The organism is Halomicronema hongdechloris C2206, from assembly GCF_002075285.3.
GTDB classification, from domain to species: Bacteria; Cyanobacteriota; Cyanobacteriia; order Phormidesmidales; family Phormidesmidaceae; genus Halomicronema_B; species Halomicronema_B hongdechloris.
Genome location: NZ_CP021983.2, coordinates 1,926,319 through 1,949,220 on the forward strand (window position 1 = coordinate 1,926,319; position 22,902 = coordinate 1,949,220).

At 55.0% G+C, this 22,902-nt stretch carries 17 protein-coding genes and 1 pseudogene; 10 read left to right on the top strand and 8 right to left on the bottom strand.

Annotation, left to right across the window (positions count from 1 at the left end; genetic code table 11):
- Positions 1 to 3 precede the first annotated feature (3 nt).
- From lpxB to cbiT, 5 genes are all read left to right on the top strand, one after another.
- The gene (lpxB, locus tag XM38_RS08785; RefSeq protein ID WP_080811986.1) at positions 4 to 1,221 is read left to right on the top strand and encodes a lipid-A-disaccharide synthase; all 1,218 of its coding nucleotides are present in this window, start codon (positions 4 to 6) and stop codon (positions 1,219 to 1,221) included.
- A gap of 182 nt (positions 1,222 to 1,403) precedes the next feature.
- A complete protein-coding gene (locus XM38_RS08790) occupies positions 1,404 to 2,081 on the top strand; it encodes a MotA/TolQ/ExbB proton channel family protein (RefSeq protein WP_080811985.1) in 678 nt (225 codons plus the stop codon).
- Complete coding sequence (locus XM38_RS08795) at positions 2,078 to 2,716, top strand: ExbD/TolR family protein (protein ID WP_080811984.1); 639 nt, start codon at positions 2,078 to 2,080, stop codon at positions 2,714 to 2,716. The genes XM38_RS08790 and XM38_RS08795 overlap by 4 nt, the downstream gene beginning before the upstream one ends.
- Before the next feature lie 11 nt (positions 2,717 to 2,727).
- A complete protein-coding gene (locus XM38_RS08800; RefSeq protein ID WP_088429549.1) occupies positions 2,728 to 4,197 on the top strand; it encodes an aminotransferase class I/II-fold pyridoxal phosphate-dependent enzyme in 1,470 nt (489 codons plus the stop codon).
- Positions 4,198 to 4,400: 203 nt separating this feature from the next.
- A complete protein-coding gene (gene cbiT / locus XM38_RS08805; RefSeq protein WP_080811982.1) occupies positions 4,401 to 5,000 on the top strand; it encodes a precorrin-6Y C5,15-methyltransferase subunit CbiT in 600 nt (199 codons plus the stop codon).
- Positions 5,001 to 5,076: 76 nt separating this feature from the next.
- Here the strand turns inward: cbiT and XM38_RS08810 are convergent, their stop codons facing one another.
- The 7 genes and pseudogenes from XM38_RS08810 to btpA all read right to left on the bottom strand — a co-directional run bounded on the left by XM38_RS08810 (position 5,077) and on the right by btpA (position 15,264).
- Positions 5,077 to 8,409 (bottom strand): EAL domain-containing protein, encoded by a 3,333-nt coding sequence (locus XM38_RS08810; RefSeq protein WP_080811981.1) that lies wholly within the window; start codon positions 8,407 to 8,409, stop codon positions 5,077 to 5,079.
- Between the two features lie 315 nt (positions 8,410 to 8,724).
- Positions 8,725 to 9,162: a DMT family transporter gene (locus XM38_RS08815; protein ID WP_080811979.1), complete on the bottom strand. Its 438-nt coding sequence runs from the start codon at positions 9,160 to 9,162 to the stop codon at positions 8,725 to 8,727.
- A 19-nt stretch (positions 9,163 to 9,181) separates the two neighbouring features.
- Complete coding sequence (hisA, locus tag XM38_RS08820) at positions 9,182 to 9,952, bottom strand: 1-(5-phosphoribosyl)-5-[(5-phosphoribosylamino)methylideneamino]imidazole-4-carboxamide isomerase (RefSeq protein ID WP_088429551.1); 771 nt, start codon at positions 9,950 to 9,952, stop codon at positions 9,182 to 9,184.
- A 29-nt stretch (positions 9,953 to 9,981) separates the two neighbouring features.
- Positions 9,982 to 11,166 (bottom strand): aromatic ring-hydroxylating dioxygenase subunit alpha, encoded by a 1,185-nt coding sequence (locus XM38_RS08825; protein WP_225889245.1) that lies wholly within the window; start codon positions 11,164 to 11,166, stop codon positions 9,982 to 9,984.
- Between the two features lie 7 nt (positions 11,167 to 11,173).
- Positions 11,174 to 13,122, bottom strand: a pseudogene (locus XM38_RS08830) (FAD-dependent oxidoreductase).
- A gap of 272 nt (positions 13,123 to 13,394) precedes the next feature.
- Positions 13,395 to 14,321 (bottom strand): vitamin K epoxide reductase family protein, encoded by a 927-nt coding sequence (locus XM38_RS08835; RefSeq protein ID WP_088429553.1) that lies wholly within the window; start codon positions 14,319 to 14,321, stop codon positions 13,395 to 13,397.
- 97 nt (positions 14,322 to 14,418) lie between these two features.
- A complete protein-coding gene (gene btpA / locus XM38_RS08840; protein ID WP_080811973.1) occupies positions 14,419 to 15,264 on the bottom strand; it encodes a photosystem I biogenesis protein BtpA in 846 nt (281 codons plus the stop codon).
- A 423-nt stretch (positions 15,265 to 15,687) separates the two neighbouring features.
- Here btpA and rimO point away from each other — a divergent pair, with 423 nt between their 5' ends.
- From rimO to XM38_RS08855, 3 genes are all read left to right on the top strand, one after another.
- On the top strand, positions 15,688 to 17,007 hold the full coding sequence (gene rimO, locus XM38_RS08845) for a 30S ribosomal protein S12 methylthiotransferase RimO (RefSeq protein ID WP_080811972.1): 1,320 nt from the start codon (positions 15,688 to 15,690) through the stop codon (positions 17,005 to 17,007).
- A 115-nt stretch (positions 17,008 to 17,122) separates the two neighbouring features.
- Positions 17,123 to 18,556: a DEAD/DEAH box helicase gene (locus XM38_RS08850; protein WP_080811970.1), complete on the top strand. Its 1,434-nt coding sequence runs from the start codon at positions 17,123 to 17,125 to the stop codon at positions 18,554 to 18,556.
- Between the two features lie 232 nt (positions 18,557 to 18,788).
- Entirely contained in the window at positions 18,789 to 18,986 is a 198-nt protein-coding gene (locus tag XM38_RS08855) for a hypothetical protein (RefSeq protein WP_080811968.1), read from the top strand.
- Positions 18,987 to 19,289: 303 nt separating this feature from the next.
- On the opposite strand, the gene XM38_RS08860 is transcribed toward XM38_RS08855, so the two are convergent.
- The gene (locus XM38_RS08860; protein ID WP_080811966.1) at positions 19,290 to 19,658 is read right to left on the bottom strand and encodes a hypothetical protein; all 369 of its coding nucleotides are present in this window, start codon (positions 19,656 to 19,658) and stop codon (positions 19,290 to 19,292) included.
- A gap of 653 nt (positions 19,659 to 20,311) precedes the next feature.
- Here XM38_RS08860 and XM38_RS08865 point away from each other — a divergent pair.
- Both XM38_RS08865 and XM38_RS08870 read left to right on the top strand, forming a co-directional pair.
- Complete coding sequence (locus XM38_RS08865; RefSeq protein ID WP_080811964.1) at positions 20,312 to 20,962, top strand: hypothetical protein; 651 nt, start codon at positions 20,312 to 20,314, stop codon at positions 20,960 to 20,962.
- Positions 20,963 to 21,021: 59 nt separating this feature from the next.
- Positions 21,022 to 22,902, top strand: a complete 1,881-nt coding sequence (locus XM38_RS08870; protein WP_080811962.1) for an ATP-binding protein — start codon at positions 21,022 to 21,024, stop codon at positions 22,900 to 22,902.

Sequence of the window (22,902 nt, forward strand, 5' to 3'; positions counted from 1 at the left end):
CCCTTGACGGCCCCGTTTGCTGATAGGACACCGCCCCGGCCACTCCGGATTCTGATCAGTACTGGCGAAGTCTCGGGGGATTTGCAGGGAGCGACGCTGGTGGCCGCCCTACATCGTCAGGCAGCAGTCCGGGGACAGGCTCTAGACATCGTGGCCCTGGGAGGAGAGCGCATGGCCCAGGCTGGAGCTACCCTCTGGGGCGATACCACTAACATCGGGTCAGTGGGCATTTTCGAGGCTCTCCCCTATCTGCTGCCCATTTTGGCTCTGCAACGGCAGGTGAAGCGGCGGTTGCAGGCTTATCCACCTGATCTGGCCATCCTAATCGACTACATGAGTCCCAATTTGGTGCTGAGTGACTATCTGCATCGCACTTTTCCGGAGATGCCGGTGGCCTACTATATTGCTCCCCAGCAGTGGGTCTGGACTTTCAAAGTCAGTGATACCCACCGCATTGTCCGTAATGTCGATCGAGTGGTGGCCATTTTCCCGGAGGAAGCCCGCTACTACGAGAAATTTGGGGCCAGTGTCGATTGGGTCGGCCATCCCCTGTTGGATAGCATCCCTGCCCCCGCCAATACCAAAGCCGCCCGCCAGCGACTAGGCATCTCCCGGGAGGCGACCGTTGTCACCCTCTTGCCAGCCTCCCGCCACCAGGAAATCACCTATCTGCTGCCGGTGATGTTTACGGCGGCTCAACAGTTGCAACGGCGATTGCCGGTGCAATACCTGGTGCCTATTGCCTCGGAGGCCTTGCGCCCCGCCATTGAACGGGCCGTCTGTGACTATGGTCTGCGGGCTCGCATCGTCGATGGCAAGTCTCGGGATGCCATCGCTGCTGCGGATGTGGCCTTGACTAAGTCGGGCACCGTCAATTTAGAGATCGCTCTGTTGAATGTGCCCCAGGTAGTGGTTTATCGCCTCAATCCCCTCTCGGCCTGGATTGCTTATCACATCCTGCGATTTCACCCCCGCTATGTGTCCCCGGTTAATCTGGTGGAGATGACACCGGTGGTGCCGGAATTCATTCAGTGGCAGGCCCGGCCTGAGGTGATTGGGGAGGCCGTTTTTCATCTGTTGCAAGATCCGCAGCGGCGGCGACAGATGCTGGCAGGTTATGCCAATATGCGCCAGGCCCTGGGAAAACCTGGGGTGTGCGATCGCGCCGCCCATACCCTGCTCGATCTGATGCAACCGGCGGCACCACCTGAGGACAACTGATGGTACTTCATCGAGACTTAGCCAAGGTTATCGTTCCAGTTTCCGTTCCCTGCTATACGATTGGTCTGAGAATCCCTACAATTGAAATGCTTTACAGCGGCTAATGGATAGGGTGATGGTGCCCTCCCTAGAGAGGCACGCCAATCCCGATCCGATAATGATGGGCTAACGAGGAGGCAGACGTGAATATTCCTGAGTTGTTTGCGCGGGGCGGCATTGCCATGTGGCCATTGCTGCTCCTCTCCATTTTGGCCCTAGGCACGATCATTGAGCGTATTTGGTTCTGGTCCAAAATTCTCACCCGAGAGCGGGAAGTGGCCGGTCGAGTGCTAGAGGCGGCCCGGCGAGACTGGTCGGCCGCCAGTGATATTGCCCAACGGGCCAATCCTCTGCCGATGGGACGGTTCCTCTCGGCTGCACTGCAGTTGCAGACCCCTGAGCCGGAGGTCTTTCGCTTGGCCCTAGAAACCGCTGCCAACGAAGAGCTGGCTACGATGCGCCGAGGCGAGAAGGTGCTGGAAGCGGTGATTGCCCTGTCTCCTCTGCTGGGTCTATTTGGCACCGTGGTGGGCCTGATCAATTCCTTGGGCTCGATTCAGCTGAGCCAGTTGGGTAGTGACGCCACCGCTGGCACTGCCCTAGGAATCGGAGAAGCCCTGATTAGCACGGCCACGGGCCTGGTCATCGCCATCGTCAGCCTGGCCTTTTACCGGTTATTTCAGGGATTTGTCTATGGTCAGGCCAAGGTCTTTCGGCAATCCGGGAGTGAATTAGAGCTGCTCTATCGGCAGGCCTGGGCGAAGCAGCAGCCCTCTGCCCGTAGCCTGAAGCGCCCTAATTCTGAGGTGACGCAAGCATGAAAGTTGATTTTCTAGAGAATCCCGGGGATGAGGTGCGCCTGGAGATCGTGCCCCTGATCGATGTCATTTTCTGCATCCTCACCTTCTTCATCTTGGCGGCAGTCAGCCTCACCCGGCAGCAGGCGCTGGATCTAGACTTGCCGGCAGCTAATACCGGTGCTCCCCTGCCCTCGGCGGCCCAGAGTGAGCGGCTCTATGTCAGTGTCGATGCCATTGGCCAGGTCTATCTAGATCAGCAGCCAGTTAGTCTGGCCCTACTGCGGGATGTGCTGCTACAGCACCGGGAGACGGCTCCCAACGGCTTGATTGTGCTCTATGCGTCCCGTGATGCCCGTTACGAGGATGTGGTCAATGTCTTGGATTTACTGCGGTCGGTGGGTGGCAATCGGGTGGCCCTGGCTACCCTACCGGGTCAAGATCCCTCGCAAACCCCGACCACTCAAGACTCTGACAGCGATACCTTTGGCGATGGCACCACCCCCGTACCCTCGCCGGAAGACTTCCCGACGCCGGAAGAGGGGTTTCCGTTAGATCCCAGCTTAGAGGGACTCCAGGAGCCTAATACGCCGTTTCCCTCGGACCCTACCCGGCAGGATGAGCCCACCGCTCCGGCGACACCGGCAGAGCCTAACTAGCAGCTTAGACCATGGCTAGGGGGCTGCAGCAAACCGATACCCCGCTGTTAACGGCCTTGGCTGAACAGGCGGGCCGAGCTCATGCCCGGTTCTATGCCCCGGGCCACAAGGGGGGGCAGGGAATTCCTACCGCCCTGAAAACCCTGCTGGGCCCGGCGGTGTTTCGGGCCGACCTACCGGAACTACCGGAACTGGACAATCTGTTCGCTCCTGAGGGGGTGATTGCCGCGGCTCAGACCCTGGCGGCTGAGGCGTTTGGGGCCGAGCGCAGCTGGTTTTTGGCCAATGGCTCTACCGGCGGTATCGAGGCGGCGGTGTTGGCCGCTTGCGGGCCGGGGGATCTGATTCTAGTGCCTCGCAATGCCCATCGCTCGGTGATTTCAGCCTTAATTCTCAGTGGGGCCAGGCCGGTGTGGGTGCAGCCTGATTACGATGCCGATTGGGATTTAGTGCACGGGGTGTTGCCTCAGACAATACAGCGGGGACTGCAGCAATTTCCTGAGACTCGGGCCGTGTTGCTCACGTCTCCGACGTATCATGGCGTCTGCTCGCCGGTGGCGGCCATTGCTGAGGTGGTCCATGGGCGAGGGCTGCCACTGCTGGTGGATGAGGCCCATGGAGCCCATTTTGCCTTTCATCCGGCCCTGCCTCCGAGTGCCTTGGCAGCGGGGGCCGATGTGGTGGTGCAGTCTACCCACAAGGTGCTCTCAGCCATGACCCAGGCCTCGATGCTGCACGGCCAGGGAAATCGCATCGACTGGCGGCGCCTGCAGCAGGCCTTAGCCCTGACCCAATCCACCAGCCCCAACTACGTGCTGTTGGCTTCCTTGGATGCGGCCCGCCAGCAGATGGCGTTGCAGGGACAACAGTACCTGCAGCAGACCCTGGCCCTAGCCGAGCGGGTGCGCGGTCAGATAGCGGCTCTGCCAGGGCTGCGCCCCTTGCAGACCACGGATTTGCCGCGGATAGGCGCTTGGACCCTGGATACAACGCGTCTGACGGTGGAGGTGGCTGGCTTGGGGCTATCTGGGTTTGAGGCGGATATGTATCTGCATCGGGAATTGGGGGTGACGGCGGAACTGCCGACCCTACGGCATCTGACCTTCATTCTCAGTCTGGGGAATACGGAGGCTGAGGGAACCCGCTTAGTGCAGGCCTTCGGTACCCTGGCAGCTAGTTCGGGCGCGGCGGCGCCAATGCCCACGGGGACTCTGACCATGTCGGAGCCGGTCTCTGTGCCTCCCTATTCACCGCGTCAGGCTTTCTTTGCCCCCAACCAGGCTTGCCCCATTGAGGCCGCCCAGGGCCATCTCAGTGCCGAGTGTGTTTGCCCCTATCCGCCGGGAATTCCTACACTGCTACCAGGGGAAATGATCAGCCGTGATGCGATCGCAACCTTGCAAGTTATCCACCGCAGTGGCGGCATCATCACCGGCTGCAGCGACCCTAGCCTCACCACTCTGCGAGTGATTCACCCCTGAGTAGCCCCCGCCCACATGAAGCCGATCGTAATTAGACAGCCCCCTGCCCCCCTGGGCAGCTCTTTGGCGCCCTTGGCTTTAAATCCATGACAACCGAATGCAACCGTGAACCGCTAATGACCCGTATGAACCTTTGAGTCAATCCCGATACCCTAAGCTACCAGATAAAGACGAGCTGCCTAACCTTGACACGTTACCCCACCATGTCTTCCCTGTGGCCCTACTGCACCCCTGGCATTCCTGACCACTTGTTCCAGCAATTGCCGGGGATTCCCATGAGCAAACGGGAAGTGCGCCTGCTACTGCTGGGCTATCTACGGCTCACCCCCGATGCCGTGCTGTGGGATATCGGCGCCGGCACCGGCACCATCGCTGTCGAGGTAGGGCTCCTCTGTCCCCGGGGTCGCATCGTAGCAGTAGAGCGGGATGCCGAGGTGGCCGATTTGATCCGCAAGAACTGCCAGCGTTTCGGCGTCACCAACGTCGATGTGGTGGAAGGTCAGGCCCCTGCCTGTTTGGCCAACCTACCCCATGCCCCCGATTGTGTGTTTGTCGAGGGGGGGCGCCCCCTGAAAGAGACCCTCAAAGCTGCCTGGAAACACCTGCCCGTCTCGGGCCGCCTGGTGGTGACCGCCAGCAACTTCGAGCATCTCTACACCACCTCAGAAACCTTTGCCGAACTGCGCATGGGCAATGTAGAAACCGCCCAACCCGCCGTCAACTGCCTAGAAACCCGGGGCAACCACCAGGTATTTGTGGCCATGGACCCGATCTTCATCATCAGTGGCGAAAAACTGGAGTGAGTGCCAAGCATTGACTGCGAATAGTGTTATCGCCACCTCCAAATGGCGGCTGTAACCCCTACCGACATCTTTGGCACTATTGGGGCAGCTGCTGGTGCAGATATTGAGTGGCGTCTTCTGCAGACATGGCCCCTCGAAATAAATGGCCTTGACCTAGTTCACAGCCAAGGGCTGCTAACCACTGCAGTTGTTGCGGGGTTTCAATCCCTTCGGCAATGGCTTTTAGATCTAATAAATTACTCAACGTGATGATGGACTCGGCAATGGTTTGGTTACGGCCATCGACTTGGTCTGAGCTAACAAAGGTGCGATCAATTTTGAGATAGTCTACCGGCAGACGGTGTAAGTAACTCAGGGATGAATACCCCGTGCCGAAGTCATCGATGCTGAGCCGAACGCTCTGGGCCTTAATTTGCGCTAGTAGCTGGTAGGTAACATCGATATTTTCCATCAGCATACTTTCTGTAATTTCTAAGGCCAAGGAATTTTTCTGCAGATTACTGGCTGCCAGAGCCGTGGCTACATGCTTGAGAATAGGTCCTTGCAGTTGTTTGACTGACAAATTGACACTGATCTCTAGGACCTGGCTGGGAAATACCGCTTGCCACTGGGTTAATTGCTGACAGGTTGTCTGCAAAATCCACTCACCAATGGGAATAATCAATCCCGTTTCTTCTGCCACCCGAATAAATTCACCGGGCAGCATCAGCCCCTTTTGCGGATGTTGCCACCTCAACAATGCTTCAAAGCCTCGAACCTGCTGCGTTTTAAGGCAGACAATGGGCTGATAATGAAGCAAGAATTCTTGATTGCCTAGGGCTTTTCGCAAATCGTTCTCTATCTGAAGGCGCTGCATCATTTGCTGATGCATTTCTGGATCAAAGATGGCGTATTGTCCCCGTCCCTGTTGCTTAGCCTGGTACATGGCTAAATCTGAATTACGCACCAGTTCTTCGGCATTCTGATAGACAGCACTGCCCACGACGATGCCGATGCTCGTATCTGTGAACACTTCATGGTCTGCTATCGGCAGGGGTAATTGCAAGATAGCCAAGATGCGCTCGGCAACGTCTACGGCTTGCGCAACATCGGTGATATCTTCTAACAGCAGCACAAATTCATCCCCGCCTAACCGCACGGCGAGGTCAGTATCACGAATCACCCTGCGCAAAATCGCGGCGACCGAAATCAGCAACTCATCCCCGGCTAGATGCCCCAGACTATCGTTGATGACCTTGAAGTGATCCAGGTCTAAAAACATGACGGCAAACTGCGAGTGGCCATGTCGTTTCGCTCGCTTCAAAGCCAAATCTAACCGTTCCATCAGCAGAGTACGGTTGGGCAGCCCCGTCAGGCGATCGTGTAGGGCATCATGCTTCAGCTGCTGTTCCATCTGCACCCGATCGCTGATTTCCCGGGAAGTGCTCTGCAGGTGAATCACCTGTCCTGCTGCATTCAGAATCGGCTGGGCAATCGTTTCTAGCCAGATATACTCCCCATTTTTTTGGCGGATGCGATAGGTGATAGATGTGGAGTGTCCTGCCAGGGCGACGGTGTGGCTGCTCCGGCGAATCAGCTCGCGATCATCTGGGTGAAACAAGTCATAGGGATCTTGGCCAATCAAGTCTTCAGGAGGATACCCGAGTAAGGCTTGGCTGGATGGCGTGACGTAGAGATAGCGACCATCAGGGGCGTGGAGACACACCAAATCGCTCATGTTTTCGGTGACGAGTCGTAGGGTTTCTTCGCTATCGCGTAGGGCCTGCTCCGCTTGCTTCAGCTTGGTAATATCGCGCCCGACGGATTGAATCTCAATCAACTGTCCAGAGTCATCGAAAATAGCTTCGTTGAGCCATTGGGTCCATCCCACCTGGCCATCGGCCCGAATATCTCGATTTTCCACGAAGCAACGGGGATTGTCGGGACTGAGCTTGCTGAGTGCTTGGAAAGCACCTTGCTCTAGGTCATCTACGTTGGCAAAGTCGTTCCATGGCTTGCCGACGATCTTATCCAGGGACACCCCAAGTGCCTTACACAGGGCAGGGTTGGCAAAGGTAATGGTGGTGTCGGGGCGCGATCGCAAAATAAAGTCGGTTTGGGCTTCGACCACTTTGCGATAGCGGACCTCGCTGTCTCGTAGTGCCCTTTCCGAGGCCTTGCGATCGCTGATGTCGCGCACCATTAACAGGACTTCATCCTCATCGCTTTTAACCACCCGCACCTCCTCATGCCGCGGATGATCGTCCACGACAAGGGTTTGCTCGTACACTTGAATTTCTCCGGTGGCTAGCGCCTGCTGCAAATAGTGCATCTGGCGTTCAGCAATATCAGCCGGTAGCAGCTCTGCCATGGTGTGACCGGCAATGTCTCTGTCTGGAACCAGGGTTGACTCTCGATGGGGGACAACGAAACCGCGATAGACACCATCGGCCCCGACCCGAAACATGAAATCAGGCACAGCAGCTAAGATGGCCCGGTTTTGAGCATCTTGTTGCTGGAGTTGCCATTCAATCTCCTTTCGGCGCCTGACTTCTCGCCGTAGGGCCCGGTTCCACAGGGCAAAGCAGAGCAAGCCAATGATTGGGGTATAGACCGCAATGTGCGTCAGATGATGGCGCACCACCTGCTGCCACCCCACTCCCCTCTCTGGCTGCAGCCATCGCTCCAGAGCCCGATAGTAGACGGAATTTGAGTCTCTAGTTAGTACCTGCAGCTGGTTGTCAATCGCGGCCAGGAGGTGGGAATTGTCTCCCTTCGCCGTAATAAAGTGCACCCTGGTCGGGCTAATCAAAATATTGGTGCGTTTGACCTGGTACTCGGCGCTGGCCATTTCGCCAAAAAAGCGGTTGACAACCCCAGCATCGACGGCTCGTTGCTGCAGCAACTCAAACATGGCCTCAAAGCTAGCCACTTCGACGAACTGGGGTTGGATGTCGAAGGACTCAGCCTGGGTTGCCAAAGCCTCATATTGAATACTGTCGCGCAGTACGGCTACCCGTTTCTGGTCCAAATCGAGAATCGATTCGATCTCAACATCAGGGTGAGTATAGACGGCAGACCAACTGGCAAAGACGACTTCTTGGTTGAAGTCGAAGCGCTGGTCGCGACTCTCGGAATAGGCCACGTCCACCATTAGATCTAAATGCCCTTGGTCTACTGCCTCCAGGCAAGCGTCCCAATCACAGGGCACATATTCCACCGTCCACTCTTCTGACTGGGCCATGGCATCCAGCAGGTCTACCCAAAAGCCCTGGGGATTGCCAGTGCCATCAATGAACACCTTGGGCGGATTTTGATAGATCCCTACCTCGACTGTCTCAGTCTCAGCCGCTGGGGCTGCTGGGATAACTCTTGTTCCCAACACCACTAGCCCGGCTAGATAACCGCCATGGGTAACTGTAAGATGCATAGTCTATACAGGGTTAGCCTTGGCGAAAGAACGCCTCGGACTAGGCAGCCGGGAGCATGCAACTACCCGTTGCGGAGTCGACAGCACCCAGATTTGATTGCATCTAGTTGTCATGGGCAGGGAAACTAGGAAGCCATAAAACTGGCAAGGGTCGCGGCTATCACCAGGTCCTCGGGAACTATCTAGCGCCTGATTGTCTCAAGCTCAATATTAATTGCTATGGTAAAGCCTAACCTCAGATCAATCATCTCATTGTTTGCGGGTCGACCTCGGCCCACGGGGTGGTGCTGAGCTTGAGGTCTCCCCTTATTTCATTTATTTCATAATCAACGTGATGCCAGCCAGGAGCAGGCCCAGCCCCACTGCCTTCATGGCGGTGAGGGGGCGCACCTCGGCTCCGAACCAACCCTGAGCGTCGATCAATAGGCCCAAAATAAATTGAGAGGAGACGATCAGGGTAAAGCCGGTGACTAGACCCAGGCGGGGAATCACATAGCCAATGGTGCCGACGACGACAATGCCCAACACGCCACTGGTGAGCACATACCAGGGCACCGTATGCCAGGCCTGCAGGTTGCCCCAGCGGCTGGCCAGCATAATGGCCGCCATGATGCCGCCGCCGCCCACGTAGGTGATAAAAATGCTTTCGCGAGTGCCGATGGTCTGGTCCATGACGCCCATGAACTGCCCTTGGATGGCCACGGCGATGCCCCCTGCGATCGCAACGATTATCAGCAGTAAAGTGGTGACCATAGTCTAACCAGAAGATGGATCAGCCAAAGGTGGACCCAGAGATGGGGGGCACGTCTTGCCAGCGCCCTGGCCCAATAGCCCGCACCGCTTCTTTCAGGGAAATGTCGCCGGTATAGAGGGCTTTGCCGATGATCACCCCGGCCACGCCGGAGGGCTCTAGGGTCAGCAACTTCAAGAGATCTCGCAGGGAACTGACGCCGCCGGAGGCAATCACCGGAATCGCCACGGCAGTGGCTACGGCCCTGAGGGCCTCCAGGTTGGGCCCTTGCAGGGTGCCATCCCGTTGAATGTCGGTGTAGATGATGGCGGCGGCTCCCTGGGTGGTCATTTGCTGGGCCAGCTCCAGGGCATCGATTTCTGAGGTTTCCAGCCAGCCGCGGGTGGCCACTTTGCCGTTGCGGGCATCGATGCCGACGATGATGCGATCGCAAAACTCCCGGCTCAATTCACCCACCAACTGAGGCTGTTCCACCGCCACCGTGCCCAAAATGGCATAGCGAACCCCCAACTCAAACAGGTCCGCCACCTGCTGGCGATGGCGTAGGCCCCCACCCACCTGCACCGGCACCTCGACGGCCTCGACGATGGCTTCGAGGGCTCGCCAGTTCTGGGGCTGCCCTAGCTTGGCCCCGTCTAGATCGACCAAGTGCAGCCGGGTCGCCCCTTGCTCCACCCACTGCTTGGCCACCGCCACCGGATCCTCGTTGAATACCTGAGACCGGTCATAGTCTCCCTGGTAGAGGCGAACGCAGCGGCCATCCAGTAAATCAATTGCAGGAATCACATCCATAGCACGGGCCCGATTAACCACCGTTTATTCTAAACCACGGTTTCCGCCTGCTGCCGCATCAACCGCTGCACCGCCGCTAAAGCAGAATTCAGCTCCGGCCCCTGGGCCTGGGGATCGGCCCAAAACGCCTGTTGTTCCTGCTCTAGCATCACCACATCTTGCGCCACCAAGCCATCTAACAGCGGCTGGGCGGCACCAAACAGGCGGGTTTTGAGCCAGCGGCGGAACGTCACTGGCAGCTTATGGAGTCGGTGAAAGGCATGCAGCGAGGTGAAATGGAGCAAGTAGGCCCGGGTATGGGCCAGATCCACCGGACAGAACAGGCAGCAGATCTTGAAATCTTGCCCCAGGGTGGCCACCCAATTGGGATAGACGTAGCTGACATCGAGGGGCTCTGGATGCAACTGCCGCAGGGCCGGAATGAATAGCTGCGAGACCGACCAAATCTTATCGATGCGGTAGTAACTCTGGGCCTGATAGTGGGCATCTACCCGCTCTGAGGTTGCCTGCAGGTGCTTGAGAATCGGATCTTTCCAGGCCTGATAGTCGTCGTGGAGATGACCATGGTACATGTCCATCAGGTTCTCGATCAGAAACGAATAGTGGGCGTTCACATCAATCACCGAGACGGTGACGATGTAATTCAGGTGATCCCATTCCGGCAACGGCAATGGTGCCACCCCTCGAGACGCCATGGCGTCCGTGTTCCCCGGAAAGATCCAGATGAAGCCGTCTTGTTCCCGCACCGGATAGGGCCGCACCCCACAGTTGGGTAGCCGTTGCTTCTCGCCCAGGTAGGGAATATGGACACAGGCGCCGGCGGCATCAAACTGCCAGCCGTGGTAAGCGCAGACGAGCCGATCGCCATTCACTTGCCCCTGGCTCAGGCGCACCTGCCGATGAGGACAGCGATCTGCCAGGGCCTGCACCTGTCCCTGGCTATCGCGATAGAGCACCACGGGTTGCTGCCAGAGCACCACCCCATGGGGACGCTGACCCACCTCATCGCTGCGGGCAACGGCGTACCAGTGGTTGGGATTGATCGATAACTGCCGCAGTTGATTGCGCTTGGAGACAGCCTCAGTTGACGGCGATGGACCTCGCCGCCCTGAGTCGGATGCGCCATGATGCTTAATCTCTTGGATACCGTCCATTGCCATCTCCTGCCCCAACTGCATGGTCTGACGTTTGCCTTGCCGTACTAGGTTCGTCACTTACAGCCTAGATTTTCAAGATCCCTTCCGGGTTCACCGACAACAGCGGTCGCCGCTGCACCCCCTGCCGCTGCAGGATCGTATTGGCTGCCAGCAGGCCACTGCTGACGGCCCGCTCCATCAGGCCGCAAGGGAATGGCATTTTCACCCAATCCCCGGCAAAAATCAGGTTGGGGACTGCGGTGCTGGTCTCTGGTCGCTGGGCGAAGCTTCCCGGCGGGAAGCCGGCGAAGTTTTTCTGGTTGACCAATTGCCGATGCAACATCTGGGCCTGGCGCAACGACGGCACAATCTCATAGAGTTCGGCTTCGAAGGTGGCTAACAGATCAGCCTGGGTGGGGAATTCGGTTTCTTTGTAGCAATAGGCATGCAGTTCCACCACACTGCCGCCGGTCTTGTCTGCCCAGGCGATGTAATCGTCCTGGATGCGGTGGTAGAGGGTAATGCTGTCGGTGAGCGTCAGCCACATCGAGGGCCTTACAGCTGTGCTCCCACTCGAAGTCGCGATCGAACAAAGCGAGCCACGGCGAAGGGATCGGCCACTTGCAGTTGCGCCACTTGGGCGGCCACGGTGGGATTGACGGTGCCCGCCGATAGGGCAAACAGGTGCTGAATCCCAGGAATATCGGCGGCCAGCACGTAGTAATCAGCGGTGAGGGGGTCACTGGTCGTCGTTGGGGGCGCTGCGATCGCAACCAGTTGGATGCGATCCCCCTGTCGTTGCACCACCCGATAGCGGCCCAAGTTTTCCCGGGCTGGCCCCTGCAGCACCTGGCCCTGGCCATTGTAGGTGGCACCATGGCAGGGACAAGTAAAGCCGGTGTCCAGGGTGGCTCCCTGCTGCTGCACACTGCACCCCTGATGGGTACAGGTGAGAGACAGGGCCGTATCGCTGTCAGCGGCCAGGGCAAAGAGTTGATCACCAGCCCCAAAGTACTCAACCCCTTCCGCTTGCAGCAGTGGATTGCGGTCCAGCCAAAACGGCACCGCCGTCGCGGCCGGGTTGCCCTGTTCATAGGTCAGCCCCGCCAGCTGTCCGTCTTGCCACCGCAGTTGGCTGACAGTGACGCTAGTCAACACGCGACCACCGTTGGCCTCAATCGCGGCCACCATGGGATCGACCAGGCTGCGACCCATGTCTTGACAAGTGCCGTTAAAGGCCAACCCCTCAGGATTGCCGAAGAAGTAGAAATGGAAGAATTGCATCAACTCCCCAGCACTGAGGCGATCGGGGGCGTTGAGACTGGACTTGGCAAAGGGCAAAAAGTAGAGCTCGTAGAGCCCTTGGGGAAAGTCTTGGGCCACCCAGTCAGCCACCGACAGATCATCGAGGCGCTGGTAGCTCTGGGGGTTACGGAAACCCGTGATCTCTCGAAAGACTTGCAGGTGCTTGATGTTGACCAAGTTAATGCCCCAGCTAAACCGATTTGGCGATGAGATCGCCAGGTCGATGACATTCCAGGGAAAGGCGGAATGGCTAGGGCGAAACACCTCAGGATCATAGTGGTCTTTGTAGACCACAGAATAGAAATTCAGCGATTTGAAATTCTGGCGAATATTGAGTTCATCCACCAGATTGAACAGGTTGTAGTACTGGGGAAAGAAGCCATGGAAGCCATGTTCCATCATGAAGTGCTCGTCCCCTACCTGGATTGGCCAGCTGGCAATCTTGCCCCCCAGCTGCGGGGAGCGCTCTAGCAGCGTGACGGCGACGCCCCGTTGGCTGAGTTCATAGGCCGTGGCCAATCCAGCCAGGCCACCGCCGACAATAACAGCGGTCACGGGCGGTTGCACCTGCTGGGGTAAGGACAGGCGATCTTGCTGGAACACCGTAGGCTGCGGCTTTTTCAGACGGGAATAGCCGATTAAACCAGCCGCGCCGCTAATCCCAAAGAGTTTAAGAACCGTTCGACGAGTCAGTGCTTGCGAGAAGAAGGAGTCTAAGGATTGGCTCATTGACACACACACCACACATAAAGGCCAGTCGGCAGCAGCCGTTCAGTTACCTGTGCTGGCAACTGGGGCATGGGCTACCAGACCCGAGGGAAATGGCTACAGGGCAGCCCTTCCGCAGGGTCCAGGGCGGTAGTTCGACAGCCTGTCCTGAGCAATGCCGAAGGGCTCACCACAAGCAGTTCGGCGGGCTCACCACAAGCAATATGCCCCGTAAAAAAACTAAGAAGCGACATTTCCCCAAGTTGCTTGGCTAGCAAGATGGAGCACCGGCATCAATTCTGAAAATCATCCGGACCGCTGTAGCCTGAAAGCCTCGCCAAGGCCTCTAAAGGCTGTACTCCTGGATAGAACTTGCCATTAATTTCCCAGGTGGGGAAGCCGGTGACGGCATCCTGGGACCGACACAGTGCCGTTTGGGGGGTCACGCCTTCTGGGTCACATTCGACGTAGGGAATCTCCTTAGCGGCTGTTTGGCCAAAGAGCTGTTTTTGATCATGGCAATGGGAACACCACCAGGCGCCATACATCTTGGCACCGGTGTCGTCTAGGTGCTGGGCCAACGCCATCTCCGCCGCACCAGAGGTTGTGGTGATGGGTGGTCCCGTTTCGCCAGCAGCAGAGGTGGTTGGGGCAGATCCGCCGCCAGTGATGGGGGCATAGACGGCTAGGGTGCCGACCAGGGCGATGATGGCAACGATCAGGCCAATGAATAGTAACTGCCCCATGTCTTTCCAGCGGCGGCCCAGCAGGGTGAGGCTGAGCATGGTCAGGGTAAATAGGGCCGAGCCAATGCAGTAGACGCACACAGCTTGGATCTCAAAGGCCATGACATACATCAGGTAGCCACTGAAGACCACCATGGTCAACGAGACCACAAACAATAACCACCAGCTGGTGGTTTCAAGCTGTTGGCGACGGTCTTTATGACCCTCTGATCGGATTCCTAGAGGACCTAGGGCCAGTACAGCCATGGCCCCATAGGCCAAAAACCCAAACAGGGGAAGGGGTAAGCCGAACACGGTGGCATAGGCGCTGGCGAGGACGCGATCGCATCCCTCCGTCGGACAAGCTGCCCCATCTCCCATGAATTTGATGACCGTTAAGTAAGCGGTTTCAGCAGCTCCAATCAGAGCAATCGCCCCAATCAACCAGCGAGACCAGCGATGAATCCAGAGCGTTTCCTGACGGCGACGTCCCATATATCTCCTCGGCAAAGATGACAGACTCCGATCGAAACCTAGCTCCTATTTTGCCCCATCAGGTTCATTGCCAAGGCTAGGCCATTCCCCTGAGTGCTTAGGACAGAGCCATGGACGCCACTGCGGCCATAGATTCTTGGCTCGATAGGCTGCGTTGCATGGCTTCTACAAACTGACTGACTCGAATTGGATCAATGGGTTGACTGATATCTCCCCGCCGTTTCAGGGAACTGGCCACAATCACACCATCCGCCGCCTGCATCAATTTGGCAATATTTTCCCAGGTAGCCCCACTGCCAATGAAGACAGGATGATCCTGGGCCGCGGCTCGGGCTAGCTCCAGATCCTCCAAACTAGGAGGGCTGCCTGTGGCCCAGCCAGAGAGAATAATGCCATCGGCCAATCCCCGCTCTAGGGTTTCCTGCACCGCCGTAGTCAAATTTGGCGATCCCAAGGGGCGGGCGTGCTTCACTAGCACATCGGCGATGATCTTGACATCGCTGCCCAACTCCCGGCGATAGCGCATCAGGTCATGGGCATTGCCTTCGATCAGCCCTTGATCCGTTGCCATCACCCCGGTTAATACATTGACTCGAATGAATTGCGCCCCCACACAGGATGCGATCGCAAGGGCACTGTGGCCATCATTGCGCAGCACATTGATGCCGATGGGAAGCGTCACCAATTGCTGTAAACGCTGCACGATCAGCGTCATGGCACTCACTACAGCTGGATCAACCCGATCCTTAGCAAAAGGTGCATCAAAGAAGTTCTCAACCACAATGCCATTTACCCCTCCCGACGCTAGTGCCGTCGCCTCCTGCTCAGCCCGATCGATAACCAGCTGTAAATCACCCTGCCAGCGAGGTGATGTGGGTAGGGGCAATAGATGAACGACGCCAATGACAGGGTTGGGAGTGCGAAAAATTTGTGTTAAGTCCACGGGGGTTATTGTCTCGGGCTAGACCTCAACCAGGGGAACATCGGCGGCAATGATGCCGCTGTCCTCACCCAGTTTACTTTAACAAGCTCACTCCCCCAGACACCATCTCTGCGCTGAGGTGACGTGTCCTGAATCAACGGAGGCGATCGGAACGGCCTATAAATCGCGTCCCCGACTCATTACAGGACTCGAAATGGTCACTATTTGTATAGTTATGTTATGATGACGCCCTAGGGTTTTTGCGATTTGAGACAAATTTTCCCTTATCTCCAGGTGCTACTGTTAACAACGGTTACAGGCGCTATGGTCAATAGGGGCTGAGTCATCCGTCGAGTATCGCTACACCCTCACGGTCAGATTCAGATCAGCTGTCTTGCTCCTTAGCATTAGCAGTCATTGTCAGACGACACTCAACAGCACCTTATGGATCACAAGCCAACGATTGCCTTTACTCACCTTGGCTGTGAGAAAAATCGAGTCGATACAGAGCACATGCTGGGATTACTCGTGCAGGCAGGGTATCCCGTCGATGCCAATGAAGCACTGGCCGATTATGTCATTGTTAACACCTGCAGTTTCATCGAAGCTGCCCGCGAAGAGTCCGTCCGGACCCTAGTGGAGCTAGCCGAAGCCAATAAGAAGCTTGTCGTCACCGGTTGCCTAGCTCAGCATTTTCAATCGGAGCTACTAGAAGAGTTACCTGAAGCCGTTGCCCTAGTGGGCACTGGTGATTACCACCAAATCGTGCAAGTCATTGAACAGACTGAAGCCGGAGAACGGGTCAAGGCAATTTCTGCTAAGCCCACCTATATTGCCGACGAAACGGTTCCCCGCTATCGCACCACTACCGAGAGTGTTGCCTACCTGCGCATCGCTGAAGGCTGTAACTATCGCTGTGCCTTTTGCATCATTCCCCATTTGAGGGGAGATCAGCGCTCTCGCCCGATCGAGTCCATCGTCGCTGAGGCCCACCAACTAGCAGCGGAAGGAGTAAAGGAAATCTGCCTGATCTCCCAGATTACGACCCACTATGGCGTCGATATCTACGGTCGTCCTCGCTTAGCCGATCTGCTGCGGGCGCTGGGCGACGTCGATGTTCCCTGGATTCGCATTCATTACGCCTATCCTACCGGGTTAACAGAGGAGGTCATTGCTGCCATTCAAGCAACTCCCAACGTATTGCCCTACCTAGATCTACCCTTACAACACTCCCACCCCGACATCTTGCGGGCCATGCATCGGCCTTGGCAAGGCCATGTCAACGACACTGTGATTGAACGGCTCCAAACTGCTCTGCCAGAAGCTGTCCTCAGAACCACATTTATCGTCGGATTCCCTGGGGAAACCGACACCCATTTCCAACACCTGATGGACTTCGTTCACCGCCATGAGTTCGATCACGTGGGCGTATTTACCTTTTCCCCCGAGGTTGGCACCGTTGCCCATGACCTTCCCAATCAGGTGCCCGAAGCGATTAAGGCAGCGCGACGAGAACAATTAATGTTGCTGCAGCAACCGATTTCCTGCCGCCGTAATCAAGCCCAAATTAATCAAATTGTTGAGGTTCTAATCGAGCAGCAAAACCCTGCCACGGGCAAATCTATCGGTCGTTCTCCTCGATTTGCCCCTGATGTGGATGGCTTAGTCTATGTGAGCGGACCGACCTGCCTGGGACAACAGGTGCCCGTCCATATAGAAGCCGCCGATACCTACGATCTATTCGGCACTGTGGTGATGTCCTGATCAGCAGGCTAGACCGCGAGCAGCTTGGGCAAGACCTCCTGTCTCCGAGCTAAGTTTTCTGGTCTAGCGGTAGAAACGATTGGTTACGACCGAGATTACTTTCCAAGGAGACTCTATGACACTGTCATTTACTGGTTTGGGTCTGTCAGCAGACAAAGTTCACCATTTAGAAAAGCTAGGCTTTCGAGAGCCGACGCCGATTCAGGCCCAAGCCGTTCCCCATCTGCTTTCAGGACGGGATGTCGTGGGCCAAGCCCAGACAGGCACTGGCAAAACGGCCGCCTTCGCCCTACCGTTACTGGAACAAATTGATCCCCGTATACCGGTTCTACAATCGCTGATTTTAACGCCTACCCGGGAGCTGGCCATTCAGGTCTGCCAGGCCATGCGCGATTTAAATACAGATCGTTCCCTGAAAATTTTGGCGGTATATGGAGGCCAATCCATCGATCAGCAGATGCGGCGGTTGCGCCGGGGCAGCCAAGTCGTTGTCGGCACCCCAGGGCGAGTCTTGGACTTGATCAACCGAGGCGCCCTCAACCTTGACCAGGTCAATTGGCTAGTGCTGGACGAGGCCGATGAAATGCTGAATATGGGCTTCATTCAGGACGTCGAGACCATTCTCAACTGTACCCCAGCCGAGCGTCAGACTGCCTTTTTCTCCGCCACTATGGCTCCGACTATTCGTGAACTGGCCACCAAGTTTTTGCGATCTCCGGTCACAGTCACCGTGGAAGCGGCTAAATCAGCCCCCACTCGTATTGAGCAACGGGTCTATGTCGTTCCTAGAGGCTGGAGCAAGAGCCGAGCGTTGCAACCGATTCTGGAGATGGAGAATCCAGAGTCAGCCTTGATCTTCGTCCGCACTCGTCGCACTGCCGCCGAACTCACCCGACAACTACAGGCCGCTGGGCACAGCGTCGATGAGTACCATGGTGATCTAACCCAGTCCCAGCGTGAGCGGTTGATCTTACGCTTTCGTCAGCAACAAGTGCGATGGGTCGTGGCTACTGACATTGCTGCCCGTGGCCTTGATGTTGATAATCTCACCCATGTGATCAACTACGAACTTCCCGATTCGGTGGAAAGCTATGTTCATCGCATTGGTCGCACCGGCCGGGCAGGAAAAGAAGGGATGGCGATCTCCCTAGTGCATCCTCTGGAAAAATATAAGCTGCGCCAGATTGAGCGCCACATCCAGCAGAAGCTGGCCTTCGCTAAAATTCCCACTCGGGCTGAGATCGCAGCTCGTCATCTAGAGCGGCTACAGGCTCAGGTGGAAGATGCCATTACCAGTGAACGGTTAGCATCTTTCCTGCCCATCGTGTCTCAGCTGACTGAATCCTATGATTTACGTACTATTGCCGCGGCGGCCTTGCAAATGGCCTACGACCAGATGAGCCCATCCTGGCAACGGCATGAAATTCATACTGAGATCACCGAGACAGAACGCCACGGGCAGAGATCGCCCTCTAAGCAGGGACGCGGTAAGTCCTCATCTAAGCAACGCCGCACGATTCAACCCTCGGCATCCTCAAGTCAAGATTAACCTCTGTCTCAGGCCAGCCCATGACGATCTACCAAGGGGAAAATGACCCATTGGAAAGCATCTTAGCGCCACCTACTCAGGACGGTAGGCAGGCTAGGAGTTATTGAGGCTGGCCGTCAAACTAGGCTTGGTAAAGGTGTGTATGAAATCGCACATCGGCTCGGATGGACTGAAATAGAATAGGGACAGCCTTCAGTGCCGATGCAAACGATTTGGGAGGTGTTGGTTCAGTATGTTGGTCGTCCTAATGGAAAATCAACTCCTGTCCCCTAGTGCAGTCTGTCAAAGTTGTCTCATGGCTGATCAGCACGGCCGACCCCGCTGGCACCATGGTGAGTTGCGCTGCGGTCGCTTACTGGCCAGGATGTCAGAGGCTCAACCTGAGCAATACGAGTGTCAGATGGGGTTCCGCATTGCCAACATCGAGTAACCCTGAGAGGGCCTACAGTTATGACTCATGCTCCCGACTGTCGCCCCTTAGCTGCCAAGTGCGATCGCACCCTTGACAGCGTTTACAAGGCCCTGAAGCAGCCGCGCAGCAATGGGCGAAAGACCGAGAAAAGGCTCCAGCTAACTCACTGGAGCCCCTCGGTGCAGCAGATGATTGATCCACCCAAGGAGCCTGCACCAAGTTTATGCAGCACAATCGCCCCTCAGCCATAACCAAGGGGCAACTGTACAAACCTTCTGCCTCAAAGCACCGACGAAGAGGATGACCTCAGGCCAAGGTTAATTATTCAACGGTAGCGATGGCATCCTTCTCCAGATTTTCCCGCCGCAGCTGATCGAAATCGACGGCATCTTTATCCAGGTTTTCCCGACGCAGCTGGTCGAAATCAACCTTGCTAGACTTCTCTAGGTTTTCCTGGCGGATCTCGTCGAAGTCGACGGCATCCTTTTCCAGATTTTCCCGACGCAGTTGATCGAAGTCAACTTTACCGGACTTGTCGAGATTTTCCTGGCGGATCTCGTCGAAGTTAACCGCATCCTTGTCTAGGTTTTCCCGGCGTAGCTGGTCAAAGTCAGGGGCGGCGTAGCTAGCGGGGGCAACCACAATGCCGAGGGTGGCAACGGTGAGGAGAGAAAGGGCGATGCGTTGCATAATGAATAGCTCCTTCAGGTGTGTTCAACGAATCAATCATCTTGATTCCTATAGTGAAGGGGATGCCTGAGGGCTCTCTGACCGCCACCTAAGCGGTGAATAAGGGCTTTCTGAGAAAGCTGAATCAGGACTGTGAGTAGGCTGATAGTCTGGGGCCTTTGAGATACTAGACCTGATCAAGACATCAATTTGGCTTGACGGGCACATCCTGGAGGTATGAACAAACACCCCATTAACGTGAGTCGAGGCTACGAGACCCACAGGATGCCAATACGCTCACGATGGCTAAGCCCGTGGGTCCCCCTCCGGCTGATCCACGCTACGCATGAAAAACTGTACTAAAGTCTAGTACTCTGCTCTCAATAATCACCAAGGATGGCTATATATCTACAATGTGAATGTATTGCTAACCTATTGTGTCCTTCCGGTTGGCAGTTCTTAAAGTATTCTAAAAGTTTACTTAAAGATGCAATCTAGAGAAAGTTTAGTTCTGATTATGCTTGGACATTCTGTAAATAATTGAAGAAGACCTATAGGGCTTATATGTATATATGTAACTGACGAAGTTGCCTCAGAGTGTACAGGCCTAGTTTTTACAGCATAGTTGCACGCCATGCAAATTCTTTTAGGAAATTTAGTATAGAGGACTATCAATGGCTTTAAGGAATAACGATATCAACCATGCTCAGACTCGCTTTCTTCTAGCCCTGTGGGCTTTGGGAGGAAACGATGTTAAAAAAGGCGACCTAATGCCGTTTGCAACACGTGGAGATGAGAAATCTAGTGATTTTCAGCCAATCATCGATAAGTTAGATGCGAAAGACGTGATCAAAATCACCAATAATAAGTTTTCTATCACTACCTCTGGATTGAACTTATTGCATCAGTGCTTGCAGAACCAAGCCTTTGAATATGACGGCAACGTGGGCGCTAGAACCGTCAATGCCTTGTTACGCTGGATACGGGCGCAGGGGCAGCCCAGCCTTGCGATGAATGGCAACGGCAGAGCTACGGAGCCAATTAGCTCTTATGAAGAGTTTACCGAAGTTGCGTCAGAAATATTCGACCAGCTCAATCGCGACTACAACTTAGATAACTTTGTGCCTATCTATCGAATTCGTCGGCACATCGGTGAGCGCGTTTCCCGTTCCCAGTTTAACGACTGGATGCTAGAGATGCAGGCCAATGATATGTTTGAATTCTTGGAAGGGAGTGTAGAAGATAGCGCCCCTGACAAAATTGAAGACTCTATTACCACTAAGTTTGGTAAGCTTCGCTGCTACGCCAAGCGCCTCAAAAGATAATCCACTTAGCATCTTAAAGCTGACCCCTGAAAACACTATGCAGCCCCTGTGAGATCCCTATGCCTGCTTTCACTTCTCTAGATGAAATCAACCGTGCTATTCAAACTCACAACCCCTTCGATCGACATTTTGTGGTCAAGACCCAGCAGATCTGGGCCAATGAACTTCCTGATATTCCTTCTATCAATAGTCATGCCTCTAAAGCTATTTTAGACGCAGCTAAGAAAATCGAGGAAAGTAGAATTGCTACCCTAGGTATTGCCCTGCTTGCTCCAAAGGGAAGGGGTAAAACCCATATCCTGAGCCGAATCCGTCATCGCTTACAGGAGCAGGGCAACGGCGTATTTGTGTATTTGAGTGAGTACGGTAACCTCAGTTCAATTAAACATCAGTTTCTACAGGGCCTCGTACTGAGCCTGAGAAAACCTGGTAGCCAAGAAGTCATGCAATGCCAAGAGGTTGTTACGGCCTTATTGAACCATGCGCTAGAGAAGGACTTCACGCCTCATCACCTGATTGCCCAATTTCCTAGAGCCGTGGCTAAGAATCCTCAGCTTATTGAAAAAATCATTGCCAAAGTGTTCCAGCTAAACCTTGGCGTTGAAGATCCTTATATCATTAGAGCTTTACTTTGGACTTTATCGGCTGTTCATGCTCCCTATGCGCTCAACTGGCTGGCCGGCAAGGAAATTACAGAATCTCAAGCTAATAGATTAGGACTCCCTGAAGTTAGCGAAAGGGATCAGGAAATTTATGCGTTTAGTAGCGCGATGCAACTCTTAAATCTGATTAGCCACTACAAAACACCGATTATTTGCTTTGATGAATTAGATGGTGCTGAATGCGGTGATGAAGATGTCGTAGACGTGAGTGGATTCACAAGAGCTATGGTTGTTGCCAGCCTTGGCAAAGATATCTACAACAGCTTAAGATGTGGGATCTTGGTGACCACTATGTATCCTCAAACTTGGCAAACAGAAGTCAAAATATTGCCTCAAAATGAGGCTATCGAGGATAGAATAGCCGAGCAAAAAATCGAGCTTAGACCACTCAATGAAGATACTACGGTTGAGCTAGTAAAGTGCTGGCTTCAGCGATTCTACCAACAACACGATTTGGAGCCCCCCCATGAGCTTTATCCTTTCGATGAAAGCGAACTCAGAGATATTGGTAGAGGAAAACCTACTGTTCGTGAATTTCTCAAGCTATGTGCGGAGAGGTTTTCAGTTGTGCCTATTGATTCGGTAGAGGAAGTTAGCCGAGTTTATGACGAGATTGAGTCAAGCTTGGAAGACATACTTGACGATAATCAAAAGATTGCCAATGCACTCGCCTTTGCCTTTACTCGACTCAGTGGTCAAACCCTTGAAGGTGTCACTATTGAATCGGTAGATAGAGAGGTTGCCCCGAAGTATAAAAGCAGTGGATATATGCAGTTTCGCATTATCGGTCGTGAAAATGGCAATGAGGTAAAAATTGGAGTTGGAGTCTTGCAGAACTCTCATGGGAAAAGTGTAGGAGCAGGTATAAAGCGTTTGACTTGGTATAGAGACTTTGATTTAACACGGGGGTGTCTGGTGCGCTCTAAGACAATTGCCCCGCACTGGCGCACTGCCAATGACTGTCTGAGAAGATTAACTCAAGAGCTGGGTGGAGAATGGGCAGGCTTTCAGCCAGAAGAGATGAGGCCACTGATTGCACTTCGAGAGGTTGCCAGATCGCTTGAGGATTATGATTTAAGCCAAGATGCATTTGAAAAATTCCTCAATCAACGCAAAGATCTAATTCTGGAGAATCTCTTGATTCGCGAGATTTTAAGCGACCCATCTGGCGAGGCTCCAGTCGAAGTTACCGACGAGGATGAAGAGTTTGAGCGTGCCATCGCCGAGGCAGCTGAATCAGATGATGATGTTGCTGAAGAACTCTTGCTAGCCAGTTAA